Origin of the sequence: Psychrobacter sp. 5A.1 (assembly GCF_030407455.1) — a bacterium.
Classification (GTDB): domain Bacteria; phylum Pseudomonadota; class Gammaproteobacteria; order Pseudomonadales; family Moraxellaceae; genus Psychrobacter.
Map to the genome: position 1 here is coordinate 54276 of NZ_JASDDJ010000001.1, position 14976 is coordinate 69251.

Below are 14976 nucleotides of genomic sequence, written 5' to 3' on the forward strand. Positions count from 1 at the left end.
TGGCCCATTTAGATGGGTAGCGATTGAATTGAAGACACGCCTTAGTCAACACCATCCTAACCAATATCAATGACTTTGTCCCATGCAAATTCCAATGCAGTACTACTCACCTCATTCGGATAAGCTCGTGGATTTACAATCACTCGCGTGTTACCGAGTCGGTAATCAAATGCTTCATGGGTATGTCCATGCACCCATAGCATCGGTGCCCAATCTTCATGCATCCAACCTGAAAAGTCACTAACGAAAGCGGCATTACTCGGCAGATCGGCATATTTTTCAGACACAGATAGCGAGCTGACACTATGATGGCTCATTACCACGGTTTTTTTACCCAGCTCTTTGGCAATCATCAATGCTTTTTGTAGCCACTGGCGATGTTCAGCATGAATTTGCATGGATATCTCGGGTGAAAACAACTCGCTGCCTGCATAGATTTGCTTATAGTCTCGCATAAAGCGCATAGCGGTTTCCATGGTGTCTTCAGTGGCTTGATACTGATAATCTGTCCATAACGTACAGCCTAAAATGCGAATATCACCAATATCAATATGCTGGCATTGCAAGACACGAACGCCTTGATTCGACGCTACATTATAATTATCCCAAGTCGCTAGCTTGTGGTCAAAATGCCGCACATCTTCATTAAAGTATTCATGATTTCCTGCAATGGTAATCAGAGGTACTTGTAGACGCGCGGCTTGGTCTTGTAGCCATGGCATACCTTTATCACTATTTGCGGTATCTCCTGCTACTAACACCACGTCTGCATCTGTTTTAGGGATATGCCCTATCGGATGTGACTGACGAGCATAGCTATCAATATGTAAGTCACTTAATATTTGTAATTTCATAAGTTCACTATCATTAAATAAACGTAAATAGTTTAGCACCTTTTATCTACTCGCAAAAAGCAAAAAAGGCAGCAAGTTAGGCTGTCTTTTTATCGTTCAGGCATTACAAATTATTAAGGCGTGGACTAAATACTTTGTAGTATCATCTGCAATTTCGCTGCAGGATCGGCGGCCTGCGTAATCGAACGACCTATCACCAAATAATCAGAGCCATCACTGAGTGCCTGAGCCGGCGTACAAATGCGTTTTTGATCATCAGCATTGTCTTCTGCTAGACGAATACCAGGGGTCACCAGCTTAAAATCCTGACCACATAGCGCCTTAAGTGTCTTGGCTTCTTGCGCTGAGCATACCACCCCATCAAGGCCAGCTTGCTTGGTCAATTGCGCCAATCGGCTTACTTGTGCATCTAAGCTGTCAGTAATGCCTGTTTGCATCAAGGCCTCACTGTCCATAGAGGTCAATACCGTTACTGCAATTAGCAATGTATCAAGATCTCTATCTAACAAACGCTGTTTTGCCAATGACATGGCTTCTAGCCCTGCACTGGCATGGACATTGACCATCCATACACCAAGCTCAGCCGCTGCCAATACTGCCTGTGCAGTAGTATTGGGAATATCATGAAATTTTAAGTCTAGAAATACCTCAAAATCACGCTGATGTAGCGCTTTAACGATATCAGGGCCACAGCGTGTAAACAGCTCTTTGCCCACTTTTAATCGACATAGAGAGGGATCTAGTTGGTCAGCTAGCGCTAAGGAAGCATCTAAAGTCATATTATCTAGAGCGACGACGACTGGAGATTTCATTATATTATTCATGAGTTTGCCATCTTGATATCAGAATTATTAAAAAAGTATATCTAGGGTATGTCTTCATTTTTAGTCCATTTAGAGGACTATCGATTGCATTGAGGATCCGCCCTAACTGAGAGTCGGTTCAATATAATTGGGATACAAGGCAGTAAAGTAAAAGTACTACAAACAGTAGACTGAGCGAGCCTGACACCGTATCTGATTTATATAGGACTAACTATCATCGCAATTTTATTGTTCGTGGCTTCAGTCTCGCTTATGCTTAGTAAGCGTAGCACCTTCACCTAAATCACTGTCCATGCCATCTTGCATGTTGGTTGCCGTAGAGCCATAATCTATTTCTTCTACCATTGACGAATGTGCTTGGCGATCAATGACGGTATTGGCTTGTGTCAGTTGCTCTTGTAGGTTGGTTTTTGCCTTTTGCAAACGTGAAATTTCCCATTTATTTTGCAATACACGGAATATAAGCAGCGCTAGTAAAATACCAATCACAATACCCAACATCAAACATAGTATCAGCAGCAAGCCCAGATTCATCGTGGGTGCTTGCGAAAACAGTAAATTTACCCCAACTTCGGTATTATTTGCCAACACCAAACCAAGCGCATAGGCAAAGCTCAAAAACAGCAATACGAATAGTAAAAAGCGCATGAGACAGTTACCTCAGTTTAGAATGATAAGTTTCATTGGATCAGTGATATATGACAATAATTAGCTATTTGCTACCGTTTCATTGACCGCTTCGCGCAGGGCTTTGCCTGGTTTAAAATGTGGAATGGCTTTAGCAGGTACAGGCACACTTTCACCCGTTTTAGGGTTTCGACCCATACGAGCACGGCGATGGTGCAGACAAAAGCTGCCAAACCCACGAACTTCTACACGCCCATCATTGGCTAAAGTATGGGTCATTAAATTTAATATTTCACGCACTGCATCATCGACGACTGTATCAGTCATATTGTCACAGTTCGCACTCAAATTACTAATAAATTCGGACTTGTTAATCGCTTGCTGCATTATTACGCTTGCCTTGTTGATTAATGGATAAGATGACTGTGAATCAGACTATCATGCTCAATTGTTATGTTTAAGACAGTATTTGTTTTAAAATCATAAGGATGAAAATCCATCGATGAAAGTAACACCATTGTCTTAAATAAGCGATGATTCACATCTTGTTACTCAATGTTGCAAATGATAGCGGATATTACCGTAAATGAAAATAAGAGTTTTCCCATTTGAACAAAAACATCATTCATTAGGGCGTGTCCTCAGTTCAAACGAGTGTTCTCTAAATGGGCTAAAAATAGCTAAATTTTGCCAAACATCGTCAAATAGTTGGTCAATATCTCGATATTATCTGCACTATTTTCCTCGTTTGACGGCAATTTATCTCATTTTTACCACCATTTTTAAAATGAGGACACGCCCTAATAGCAATATCAAAATTTATTCATAAAAAAAAGCGACCGGAGTCGCTTTTTTTACATTACTTTTATATCAATAACTTAGCAGCTTACTGCATTTGTTCTTTGATCAAGTCACCAATCGTTTTTGGTTGAGCTTCAGAACCGGCAGCGGCAGTAGTACTTGTGCTGCTTAGTTCTTTAATCGCTTGACGCTCTTCAGCTTCGTCTTTCGCTTTGATAGACAAGTTGATGTTGCGTGTTTTACGATCAACACTGATGATTTTCGCTTCAACGTCATCACCAACAGTCAGATGCTTAGTTGCATCTTCAACGCGGTCACGTTGGATCTCAGAGGCACGTAGATACGCTTCAACTTCGTCAGCAAGTTCGATAGTAGCGCCTTTAGCATCTACTTCTTTCACTTTACCATTAACGATAGCACCACGGTCATTGTTGACTAGGTATTCGTTGAATGGGTCAGAGCTTAACTGCTTCACGCCTAAGCTGATACGGTTAGCTTCAGCATCTACTGACAATACCATTGCTTCAACGGTGTCGCCTTTATTGTAGTTACGGATAGCGTCTTCGCCAGTTTCGTTCCAAGAGATATCAGATAGATGAACTAGACCATCAATACCACCGTCTAGACCGATAAAGATACCGAAGTCAGTGATTGATTTGATCGTACCAGTGATTTTATCACCGCGCTCATGTTTCTTATCAAACTCATCCCATGGATTGGCTAGAGTCTGTTTGATACCTAGGCTGATACGGCGACGCTCTTCGTCGATATCAAGAATCATTACTTCAACTTCATCGCCCACTTGAACTACTTTTGATGGGTGGATGTTTTTGTTGGTATGATCCATTTCTGATACGTGTACTAGACCTTCAATACCTTCAGAAATCTCAGCAAAACAACCATAATCCGTCAAGTTGGTAACACGTGCTTTAACAACACTACCTACTGGATAAGTACCGCCAACATTGTCCCAAGGATCAGTACCAAGTTGTTTTAGACCTAGGCTTACGCGATTGCGCTCACGGTCAAACTTCAATACTTTAACTTTTAGGTCTTGACCAACTTCAACAACTTCAGATGGATGCTTGATACGGCGCCATGCCATGTCAGTGATGTGCAATAGACCATCAATACCACCTAGATCAACGAATGCGCCGTAATCAGTAAGGTTCTTAACGATACCTTCGATCTCGATGCCTTCTTCAAGTTTGTTCAATAGCTCTTCGCGCTCAGCTGAGTTTTCAGCTTCCATAACTGCACGACGGCTAACAACAACGTTGTTGCGTTTTTGATCAAGTTTGATGACTTTGAATTCTAGCTCTTTGCCTTCAAGATGCGTCGTATCACGGATAGGACGTACATCTACCAATGAACCTGGTAAGAACGCGCGTACTGAACCGATATCTACAGTGAAACCGCCTTTAACTTTGCTTGAGATAATACCTTTTACGATCTCATCATTGTCAGAGATTTTTTCAAGGATATTCCAAGTTTCAACGCGTTTGGCTTTTTCGCGTGACAGTAGGGTTTGACCCATACCGTTGTCAACTGCTTCCACTACGACATCAACGCTATCGCCAACTTCAACTTCAAGTTCGCCTTCTTCGCTTAAAAACTCTTCACGAGCGACGATACCTTCAGATTTAAGACCAGTATCTACTGTGATCCAATCACTATCGATGGCCACAACAGCACCTGTAATTACCGAGCCACGCTCGATATCCAGACCCTGCTCTTCAATGCTCGCTTCAAATAGTTCAGCAAATGATTCCATTATGTCTACCTTTGTATAGCCGTATCCTGTCCAGCACAGTACGGATCAAATTTATGATTGTATAGAACGCAATACTGGTTTTATATCCTATACAATCATATAAAAAAAACGATTGTTGTTAGCGAGCTCACCCGCATAAAGATTACTAACAACAACTGTCTTATCTTAAATATCTTTCATTGAATAAATACAATCTATTCATTTTCCTGATAAATATTGAACTTAACCGTATTATTTTATACTAAAACACCGACTAATAGGAAACTTTTTAATACTTAATAGATTGTTTTTACTAGCTATTAAAAATAATACCCTGACTTTGGCAGTGTTTTTTTACTTGTTCATAGACTTCATCAGCATCAAACATTGAGCTATCGAGCAATAAAGCATCTGTTGCAGGCTTTGATGGCGCTGTACTACGGTTTTCATCTCGATCGTCACGCGCTTTAATCGTTGTTAAGATTGCGTCAAAGTCTGCTGTTTGCCCAGCATTCGATAACTGTGCTACACGGCGCTCAGCACGCGCTTCAGCACTGGCTGTCAAAAACACCTTAACATCAGCATTTGGGAATACTACCGTTCCCATGTCACGGCCATCCGCAACCAAACCTGAACGAGTGGCCATGTCCTGTTGTAACTTTAACAACGCCTCACGAACTTTTGGAAAAACAGCTATCTGTGAGGCATAGCCTCCAACTGTTTCGTTACGTACCTGCTCACCGACTGCCTCATCATTCACCAAAATATCGACACGTCCTGACGCATTATTAGGCACAAACGCAATATCTAAGCTTTGTGTCAACTTTAATACCGCCATCTCATCAATGGCTTGACTGGTATCTGCGGTAACCAAACCAGCTTCGAAAGCTTTAAGTCCTACAATACGATATAGAGCACCCGAATCAAGCAACTGATAGTCCAATGCTTGAGCTAAGCGCCATGTAACCGTGCCTTTGCCTGCACCGCTCGGCCCATCAATACAAATAACAGGATAACGCAATGGTTGCGTTTGACTATTATCATCATGAAGTGCGGTGTTATCAGTTGTAGAAACGGTCATAATACTCACTCAATAGTGGATGCTACTTATATGCCTTATTATATGATAGCCATAAAGCAATACTTACTTCTCTATCAAATTCTTGATAGCATATCAAAGCGTTCGCTATCAAATAGGGCAATATTATAGCAAAAAATCATCGTGACCACTAGCGCCAAGACTGATATCTTGTTTATTAGTATTTTTTAGTTTACATATTGGCTTTATTCTTTTTTGCCGCTCGCCTACGCTCACGAAAAAACGTCTTTAACGTTTGACTACTGTGCTCGCTACAAAGACCTCTGTTTACTTGAATACTGTGATTATAAAAAGGCTGCATTGACAAGTCCATCTGACTGCCAACCATACCTGCCCGAGGTTCACTTGCCGCGTATACCAGCTTATCTACGCGTGCATGAATCAATGCCCCAATACACATCGTACACGGCTCTAAAGTTACATATAAAGTGGTCTGTAGCGGTAAACGATAATTTCCCAAACGTGTACAGGCATCTCTCAATGCCACTATCTCAGCATGAGCGGTAGCATCATGGCTACTAATTGGTTGATTAAACCCTTGGCCGATAACTTGCTGATTATGAACCAATACAGCCCCTACTGGCACCTCTCCACACTCAGCACCGCGCTTGGCAAGCCTGAGTGCTTCTTGCATCCATTGAACATCTACAACTGACCAAAATGTGCTGGCTTGAATACCTTCGATAATTGGCTGATTATTCAAGGATGGATACGGTTTCAAGCTCATATGCTGTCTATTTTGCATTTATTGTGGTAACTGCCAATCAATCGGGGTTTGGCCGTACTGCACCAAATAGTCATTTGTTTTAGAAAAGGGTTTGGAACCAAAAAACCCACCACGGTTTGCGGCAAGTGGTGAAGGATGCACGGCGGTCAAAATCAGATGCTTATCTGTATCGATATACTTGCCTTTTTTCTGGGCTTTACTGCCCCATAAAATAAACACGGTATGCTCTGTCTGTTCATTGACTGCATCAATCACGGCGTCGGTAAACTGCTCCCACCCTTTATTTTGATGACTGTTCGGCTCACCTTCTCGTACGGTCAACGAGCTATTAAGCAATAAAACCCCTTGCTGTGCCCAGTAAGTCAGATCGCCATGTGCTGACGGCGCAATACCAATATCACTCGCCATCTCTTTCAGCAAGTTATTCAATGATGGGGGCTTGGGAATAGCTTTGGGAACAGAAAATGACAATCCCATGGCCTGTCCTGGGCGATGATAAGGGTCTTGACCTAGTATCACGACTTTGACCTTTGATAAAGGTGTTAGATTCAACGCATTAAACATCAGCGGTGCGGGTGGATAAATACTTTCATCTGATTGATAGGCTTCTTTTAAAAACGCGCGCAAATTATCCATATTTTCAGACGTTAATTCATCTGCTAGCACCGTTTTCCAATCTTCTGGCAAACGGACATTGTCTAAAATCGCTTGTTTTTGCTCTTCGGTTTTGGTTGGCTGTTCGTCAAACAGTGCCATAGTGCTTCCTTTTTATATTTGTTATAAGCTGGATAAATGCTTTATAGCTAGCTTATGCTGTGTCTTCAATTTAAACAATAAATAAGTTAGTTTAGCTTATAGTAACAAAAAATGAGAGGCGCTTTGTTGATAAATTATAGCCATAAAAAAACGGCTACCGTGACAACACGATAACCGTTTCGATCATATCAACATGTAACCATTTAGCTGGCTAATGACTCAGAGTCTGGATGTGGCTCATGAGTTTCAACGACTGTCAGGATAATGCGACTGTCAGCTGACCCTTTGTCCGAGGCTTTATCCAGCTTCATCGTATCATTCTCTTGCTCGTCGTCTGCCTGAGGCTCCAAGGTCAGATGCACTACCCCGCCATTCACCAAATCACCGAATAAAATCATACTTGCCAATGGCTTTTTGATTTCATCCTGAATCAGGCGCTGCATCGGACGCGCACCCATCAGACGGTCATAGCCTTTGTCAGCCAGATAATCACGCACATCATCGTCAATTTCTAACGTCACTTGCTTGTCATCAAGCTGTACTTGTAATTCAACCAAGAACTTATCAACGACCGATACGACGACTGACGTATCTAGTGGATTGAACTGAATGATGGCATCTAAGCGATTGCGGAACTCTGGCGTAAAGACGCGTTTAAGAGCCTCTGTATTATCGCGGCTATGGTCTTGCTGAGTGAAGCCCATCGACGAGCGACTGATACTGTCCGCACCAACGTTGGTCGTCATAATGACAATAACCTGCTTGAAGATAGCAACGCGGCCATTATTATCAGTCAACGTACCATGATCCATTACTTGTAATAACAAGTTGAACACATCAGGATGCGCTTTTTCGATCTCATCAAGCAACAAGACACAATGCGGATGCTGATTGATTTTTTCGGTGAGCAAACCACCTTGATCATAACCGACATAACCTGGAGGCGCACCGATGAGGCGTGATGCAGTATGCGCTTCCATGTACTCTGACATATCAAAGCGTACTAACTCTACGCCTAATAAGTTGGCTAGCTGACGCGATACCTCAGTTTTACCCACACCAGTTGGGCCTGCAAACATAAACGAACCAATTGGCTTGTCTGGCGCTTTTAATCCTGCACGAGACAGCTTGATCGCATCAGCAAGCGTGGCAATCGCCTCATCTTGACCAAACACTAAATGTTTAAGATCACGATCTAAGTGCTGAAGAATACTCTTATCATCACTTGATACAGATTTTGGTGGAATTCGCGCCAATTTAGCAACGATGGCTTCGATATCAGCGACATCAATTTTCATCGGTGGTTTTTGTTTTTTCGATACGGTTTCACCAGCATCTGAGTTGGCACTGTCGCTTGCCTTCGCAGTCGCGGCTTCATCTTGCATTTCATTGTCTGCATCACTATCGATACCTTCGACATCCGCATCAATCTGTGCATCAAAATCTTGCTCTAAATCAGCAATAAAACTTTCTTCAGCTTCGATATCATCGACATCAGCAACCACGCCCAAGCGCTTATAGGCACCTGCTTCGTCAATCACGTCAATGGCTTTGTCAGGCAAGAAACGCTCATGAATATGCTTGGCTGATAATTGTACGGCGGTGACCAGTGCTTCATCCGTATACTCAACATTATGAAACTCTTCATAACGAGGTTTGAGGCCACGTAAGATATCGATAGTGTCATCTACGCTGGGTTCTTTAACATCGATTTTTTGGAAACGACGCGACAACGCATGGTCTTTTTCGAATACCTGACGATATTCGGTAAAGGTCGTAGAACCTATACAGCGTAGCTCACCATTGGCAAGGGCAGGCTTGATGAGGTTTGATACATCCATATTGCTGCTCATCGATGAACCCGCACCAATAATCATATGAATCTCATCGATAAATAAAATTGCATTGGGCTTGTTTTTCAGCGCATCAAGCAGTGACTTCATACGTTTTTCAAAGTCACCACGGTACTTAGTTCCAGCGATAAGCGAACCAATATCAAGGCTATAAATCACGCAACCGTTAAGTGGCTTTGGTGCTTTATCGTTAATGATTAACCATGCCAAGCCTTCAGCGATAGAGGTTTTACCGACACCAGGCTCCCCCACCAACAATGGATTATTTTTACGGCGACGACACAATACTTGGGCGGCACGCTCAATCTCAGACGCACGACCAATCAAAGGGTCTGTTTTACCTTCAGCGGCTCGCTGATTTAGGTTGGTCGCAAACTCAACCAATGGGTCTTTGCTGGTCTTTTCAGAGGCACTACGACGCTCACCGCTTGTAGAAGCACGCGACTCAGACGGCTCTTCTTTATCTTGACCGTGTGATAAGTACTGGGTTAGCTCAAGGCGACTGATGCCTTGTTTTTTGAGCAGATACACTGCATAAGTATCATGCTCTGAAAACATAGACACTAAAATATCGGAGCCTTCGACCAAACGACCACCACCGATAGACTGCACGTGAAAAATAGCACGTTGCAAAATACGATCAAAGCTCTGCGTTGGCTGTGGTGACTGTTCTGTATCAGCGTCGATGGTGGGCGTGTGTTTATTGATATAAACCTCAAGCTCAGTACGCAGCGCCGAGACATTAGCATTACAAGCGGTCAACGTATTGGCAGCATGAGTGTTTTCTAATAAGGCCAAAAGCAGGTGTTCAACAGTGAGATACTCATGCGACTTTTGGCGCGCAAGCGTCATTGCTAAACGCAGAGAAACTTCAAGATGACGACTTAACATAACAACTTCCTACGGTTATATCTATCTTTATAATTGATAGTTTTATGAATGAGTTAGTAAGTAAATCAGGGCGATAGATGGATTGTTCAAGGGCTGTATTCGCATTATTAGAAGTCATGGATAAATGAGATGAGCCGTAGACTGTTTGACAAACACTACAATCTACCTATCAGCCAACAGTGATTATAATAATTCATGGCCGCTTTTCTTTATATCAACACGATACTTGGACGGAGTCAATCTATTAACGCAGACTAAAATGTATCAAAGCGTGCTGCGAGTGAGTAGCAGCAGACCTGACAGCGAATATCAAAGGTTAGAAAACTGAACAGATAGAAAAAGAAATTGATAAATGAGGAGCCAAAAAACACAAGATTTTAGGGTGTGTTCTCATTTTTAAAATGGTGATTAAATGAGATTAATGGTGGCCAAATAAGCAAAGTAGTACAGATAATATCGAGATATTAGCAAGTCATTTGACGCAGTTTGGCAAATATTTAGCCATTTTAAGGCCACTAACTGTATTAATGTGCTAATTGATGACACACCCTAGGACCTGTTGAATAGATTTAAAAAATAGGGTTGTCTGATAAGAAAAACAAGACTCTACAAGTGGTGAATATAGTGGCCAAATGGTCATTATGTGAGGAACGTCGAATATAGCACGAGTGACGTAAAATTGACAAAGCCCACTATGTGAGTGAGCTAATGACGACTATTGGCTAAAAGCAAGACTGATATTTTACAAGCGTAAAACAACGCTATAAACAATCGATAGAAGTCCCTACTCGCCTTGATGTGGTTCGATTTGGGTCAACAATGGATAACCTTCACGATGTGCCAGACTGTTCACTTTTTTGGCTTTGGTCTCAGCGATATCTTTGGGGTAAATCCCAGCAATACCTTTGCTACTATTATGAATGGTCAGCATAATCTCGACTGCAGAATCCATGCTATGACGGAATTCTGACTGTAATATGTATACAACGAAATCCATGGGCGTGTAGTTATCGTTATACATAACCACGGCATACATGGGCGGTTTGGCTACTTCTGGTTCTTCAACCAATACATCTGCTTGAGGTGACGTTTCACCATCTGTATCGCCATCTTGGGCACGATGAGCAGGCAGATTCGGGAAATGCCAATCAGAAACAGTTGGCGTGGCTTGTGATATCATTTTTTTCATCATAATCAAAATATAATTATAAGGTAAGTTTAAAATAGAAGAGGTTGTCAAGGCAGGCGGTCTATCATCGTTTAAAGAAGCATAATCGCTATATAGTACCATTATGATAGCGCCATTATATTTCTTATTGGACGACACCGTCGTCATTGGGTGTTGTTTTTAGACACAGACTTTTAGACACAGGCTTTAAGGTATGATAGGGCTTTCATCAACTTCTGGTAAACCCAAGAGCGATGGTAACATGTTATCCACATTGCCGCCGAGCTTCCAATCATACAGCTGCTCTACTTCCTGATCACCAGCTTGCAAAGTCAATTTAACTTGCAAAGGTCTAAAACCTGATGGCATGATAAAACGGCCACGTATACGGACGATACCTTCGATCGCATAACTCGCAGGATCTAGGGGCACTTCTACAAGATCGTCATCATTAAGCAGCGTCAATACTGGCTTCAAGCGCTTGGCTTGACCATCACTACTGAGCATGCCAATATCAAAACCGTACTCAAACGCGTTTTCAGGCAATGGCGATATCTTTGCGCCCAATAACTGTAGAGGCATCCCACCTTTGTCCCTAATGACATCGGAATACAATTCATTGAGCTGTGACACTTGTCTGTTTTCTACTGTCAATGCTTGCTGATTTTCACGCAGCTCATTCAGATTAGCCAAACTGATGGCAAGTTCTTGTTTGGCCGTTGCTGCTTGATTGGTGGCTATCTTATTACTCAGGCGCAAATCTTCTAGCGCTTGTGTCGCCTCATTACTATCGATAATCGCTTGTTTGGCTTCCGTCTCCATTGAATGAAGGCCACGCTGGTAGCCAAGCTTGTGACCAAATATCAGACCGACCGCTGCCGTCACTAATATAGCAACCACAAACAATGCCAATACTAGGATAGACGCCCCTCGCTGTGTATTCGCAATACTGTTTATAGCGACGTTATGATCTATAGGTGCATTAATACTTATAGGGATATGATTGCTTTTGCAGGAATGCAATTTGCACTCCAAGCTATATATAACAGAATCTTTGCACAACGGCCGTGCTGGCTGTGAAAAAAAGCGTAGTACGAGCTGAACACTCATTTAGACAATATCTCTTAAGAGTAAGGACAAGTTAGTATAGCCGAATTTATAATCAATACCTAGCACCGTAAATGTGAATGATTGGAATATAAAGCTGTCGATGTTAAGGAACAATCGGCGCAAAGTTCAGTCCCATTGACTCATCAAACCCAAACATAACGTTCATGTTTTGCACAGCCTGCCCTGCGGCGCCTTTGACTAAGTTGTCTTGTACCACAATAACCGTCAGATCAGCGCGCTCATTATCCTGATGTATCGCAATGCGTAAACGATTGCTGGCGCGTACACTACGTGTATCTGGATAAATCCCCTTTGGCATGACATCAATAAACAGCTCTGACGCATAGCTAGTTTCAAACGCCTGTTGCCAGTCGATAGCAGCCCCAGCATCCGTCAGTTCCATATGGATAGAGCTGAGCATGCCGCGTATCATCGGTACTAAATGCGGTAAAAAACGAATACGATGGGTAAATTGACTGTCTAATAATTGTGCAACACCCTGCTCAATCTCAGGTAGATGACGATGCCCCTCGACGCTATAAGCTTTAAAGTTATCTGTTGATTCAGCATAATTGAGCGCAAGCGACGCTTGGCGACCCGCTCCAGACACGCCAGACTTAGCATCAATAACAATACGGGATTCAATCAAACGTTCTGCTTGCTTATTTTGGGCGTCGATAATAGGTTTTAAACCCAAAATCGCTGTGGTCGGATAACAGCCAGGATTGCCTACCAATGAAGCATTGGCAAGCTTGTCACGATTGATTTCTGGCAATCCATACACAGCAGTCTTTAACAGTTCAGGACACGCATGTGACTGTTTGTACCAGTGCTCAAAGTCAGACAACGACTGCAAACGAAAATCAGCCGCCAGATCGATGACCTTAACGCCAGCTTTGGTAAGTGCCTCAGCTTGCTGCATCGCAACGCCATGCGGAGTCGCAAAAAACACGACATCACACTCTTGTAATGCGGCAAGTGTGTTATCACCTAAGTCACTAAAAACAAGGTTAGAGATACCGCGTAGGCTTGGGAAGATTTCATCAGCACGAGTGCCAGCTTCGCTACGTGAGGTCAGTAAATCAATAGAAACCTCTGGATGAGCAGATAATAAGCGAATCAACTCAATACCCGTATAGCCTGTACCACCAACAATCGCTGCTGAAATCATAAGACACCCTTTTTCCTTGGTAAATACTAAATATACATCGATAAATTTTGCATATGACTCATGCAATCCTGCAAAAATTAGAACAGCTTTTAAATGTTCTAACCTTTCAGTCTTCTAGCTCTTAAATTTTGTAGTCATGTACTGCATCAACAAATACTTTGGCATGATCAGGGTTGACCCATTGAGTGATACCATGGCCTAGGTTTGCTATGTAACCAGTTTTTTCACCATTGGCATAAGCACGATCAAGCATCGCATTGACTTCAGAACGGATAGTCGCAGGTGAGCCATATAGTGTCGCAGGATCTAGATTACCCTGAATAGCCTTGCTACTTTGCAGTTTTTTATGCTGCTTGGTCAATTGACGCTGACTTTCGGTCAATACTTGACGTGCTTGATCCAACGGCATCGTCCAATCAAGACCCAGTGCATCAGCTTCGCTATCAGCCTGAGTATCAAGCCACAATCCACCACCTTTGGTAAACAACACCACTGGTATTTGTGGATGGCGTACCTTTAATTCAGCAACAATACGCTTATTATAAACGTGTGAAAAGTCAATAAACTGACGGTGAGCAAGCGCGCCACCCCAACTATCAAATATCTGTACAATCTGAGCACCAGCTACAATTTGGGCGTCTAAATAGTCAATGACTGAAGTCGCCAATTTATCTAATAATTGATGCAAAAAGTCAGGATTGCTATACAAAAACCCTTTGGTATAACGATAATCTTTTGAGCTACCGCCTTCTATCATATAGGTGGCCAGTGTCCATGGACTGCCAGAGAAACCAAATAACGGAACCTGACCATTCAGTGCTTTGCGAATACTGGTTACGGCGCGCATAACGTAGTCAAGAGAATCGTTAGGCTTAAGCACTGGTAATCTATCAAGATCGGCCTGCTCACGGATAGGATATTTGAACTTAGGGCCTTCACCTGCCTCGAAGTATAAACCCAACCCCATCGCATCAGGAATGGTCAAAATATCACTAAACAAAATAGCAGCATCTAAGTCATAGCGACGTAACGGCTGTAGAGTCACTTCAGTAGCACGGTCTGTATCTTTGCACAGACTCATAAAGTCCCCTGCTTCAGCTCGAGTTGCCTTGTACTCTGGCAAATAACGACCAGCTTGGCGCATCATCCATACTGGCGTGGTATCAATGGGCTCAAAGCGTAGTGCACGTAGTAACCTATCATTTTTTAAGGGTGCAAACTGTTGCTGAACCGAGTTACTACTGTCTGAAGCACTCATGTACAAATCTCCAAAACAACACACCATCCATGCTTATTGATGGACACTATGTCGGATAAAATAAGGTGGAATAAAAAATATTAA

At 42.5% G+C, this 14976-nt stretch carries 13 protein-coding genes; all 13 read right to left on the minus strand.

The window, feature by feature from the left end; genetic code table 11:
* Positions 1–56: 56 nt before the first annotated feature.
* Positions 57–854 carry a metallophosphoesterase gene (locus QL982_RS00220; RefSeq protein ID WP_290162877.1) on the minus strand — a complete coding sequence of 266 codons (798 nt, stop codon included), beginning with the start codon at positions 852–854 and terminating at the stop codon, positions 57–59.
* Between the two features lie 125 nt (positions 855–979).
* On the minus strand, positions 980–1678 hold the full coding sequence (pyrF, locus tag QL982_RS00225) for an orotidine-5'-phosphate decarboxylase (protein ID WP_290162879.1): 699 nt from the start codon (positions 1676–1678) through the stop codon (positions 980–982).
* A 240-nt stretch (positions 1679–1918) separates the two neighbouring features.
* Positions 1919–2326 carry a lipopolysaccharide assembly protein LapA domain-containing protein gene (locus QL982_RS00230; protein ID WP_290162881.1) on the minus strand — a complete coding sequence of 136 codons (408 nt, stop codon included), beginning with the start codon at positions 2324–2326 and terminating at the stop codon, positions 1919–1921.
* 60 nt (positions 2327–2386) lie between these two features.
* The gene (locus QL982_RS00235) at positions 2387–2692 is read right to left on the minus strand and encodes an integration host factor subunit beta (RefSeq protein WP_290162883.1); all 306 of its coding nucleotides are present in this window, start codon (positions 2690–2692) and stop codon (positions 2387–2389) included.
* Between the two features lie 499 nt (positions 2693–3191).
* Positions 3192–4880: a 30S ribosomal protein S1 gene (rpsA, locus tag QL982_RS00240; RefSeq protein WP_290162885.1), complete on the minus strand. Its 1689-nt coding sequence runs from the start codon at positions 4878–4880 to the stop codon at positions 3192–3194.
* A gap of 292 nt (positions 4881–5172) precedes the next feature.
* A complete protein-coding gene (gene cmk, locus QL982_RS00245; protein WP_290162887.1) occupies positions 5173–5940 on the minus strand; it encodes a (d)CMP kinase in 768 nt (255 codons plus the stop codon).
* Between the two features lie 190 nt (positions 5941–6130).
* On the minus strand, positions 6131–6685 hold the full coding sequence (tadA, locus tag QL982_RS00250) for a tRNA adenosine(34) deaminase TadA (RefSeq protein WP_290162889.1): 555 nt from the start codon (positions 6683–6685) through the stop codon (positions 6131–6133).
* 18 nt (positions 6686–6703) lie between these two features.
* Positions 6704–7441, minus strand: coding sequence for a uracil-DNA glycosylase (locus QL982_RS00255; protein WP_290162891.1), 738 nt, complete (start codon positions 7439–7441; stop codon positions 6704–6706).
* A gap of 203 nt (positions 7442–7644) precedes the next feature.
* Entirely contained in the window at positions 7645–10185 is a 2541-nt protein-coding gene (gene clpA / locus QL982_RS00260; protein ID WP_290162893.1) for an ATP-dependent Clp protease ATP-binding subunit ClpA, read from the minus strand.
* 784 nt (positions 10186–10969) lie between these two features.
* Complete coding sequence (locus QL982_RS00265; protein WP_290190105.1) at positions 10970–11365, minus strand: ATP-dependent Clp protease adaptor ClpS; 396 nt, start codon at positions 11363–11365, stop codon at positions 10970–10972.
* Between the two features lie 195 nt (positions 11366–11560).
* Positions 11561–12463 carry a hypothetical protein gene (locus tag QL982_RS00270; protein ID WP_290190106.1) on the minus strand — a complete coding sequence of 301 codons (903 nt, stop codon included), beginning with the start codon at positions 12461–12463 and terminating at the stop codon, positions 11561–11563.
* Positions 12464–12566: 103 nt separating this feature from the next.
* On the minus strand, positions 12567–13634 hold the full coding sequence (gene argC / locus QL982_RS00275; protein WP_290190107.1) for an N-acetyl-gamma-glutamyl-phosphate reductase: 1068 nt from the start codon (positions 13632–13634) through the stop codon (positions 12567–12569).
* Between the two features lie 121 nt (positions 13635–13755).
* Positions 13756–14892, minus strand: coding sequence for a uroporphyrinogen decarboxylase (gene hemE, locus QL982_RS00280; protein ID WP_290162901.1), 1137 nt, complete (start codon positions 14890–14892; stop codon positions 13756–13758).
* Between the last annotated feature and the right edge of the window lie 84 nt (positions 14893–14976).

Bases quoted from the DNA above. Each gene is read 5' to 3' on its own strand.
- QL982_RS00235 (WP_290162883.1), bottom strand. From the start codon at position 2,692: ATGCAGCAAGCGATTAACAAGTCCGAATTTATTAGTAATTTGAGTGCG.
- QL982_RS00265 (WP_290190105.1), bottom strand. From the start codon at position 11,365: ATGATATCACAAGCCACGCCAACTGTTTCTGATTGGCATTTCCCGAAT.
- tadA (WP_290162889.1), bottom strand. From the start codon at position 6,685: ATGAGCTTGAAACCGTATCCATCCTTGAATAATCAGCCAATTATCGAA.
- clpA (WP_290162893.1), bottom strand. From the start codon at position 10,185: ATGTTAAGTCGTCATCTTGAAGTTTCTCTGCGTTTAGCAATGACGCTT.
- QL982_RS00230 (WP_290162881.1), bottom strand. From the start codon at position 2,326: ATGCGCTTTTTACTATTCGTATTGCTGTTTTTGAGCTTTGCCTATGCG.
- hemE (WP_290162901.1), bottom strand. From the start codon at position 14,892: ATGAGTGCTTCAGACAGTAGTAACTCGGTTCAGCAACAGTTTGCACCC.
- cmk (WP_290162887.1), bottom strand. From the start codon at position 5,940: ATGACCGTTTCTACAACTGATAACACCGCACTTCATGATGATAATAGT.
- QL982_RS00255 (WP_290162891.1), bottom strand. From the start codon at position 7,441: ATGGCACTGTTTGACGAACAGCCAACCAAAACCGAAGAGCAAAAACAA.
- pyrF (WP_290162879.1), bottom strand. From the start codon at position 1,678: ATGAATAATATAATGAAATCTCCAGTCGTCGTCGCTCTAGATAATATG.
- argC (WP_290190107.1), bottom strand. From the start codon at position 13,634: ATGATTTCAGCAGCGATTGTTGGTGGTACAGGCTATACGGGTATTGAG.
- rpsA (WP_290162885.1), bottom strand. From the start codon at position 4,880: ATGGAATCATTTGCTGAACTATTTGAAGCGAGCATTGAAGAGCAGGGT.
- QL982_RS00220 (WP_290162877.1), bottom strand. From the start codon at position 854: ATGAAATTACAAATATTAAGTGACTTACATATTGATAGCTATGCTCGT.
- QL982_RS00270 (WP_290190106.1), bottom strand. From the start codon at position 12,463: ATGAGTGTTCAGCTCGTACTACGCTTTTTTTCACAGCCAGCACGGCCG.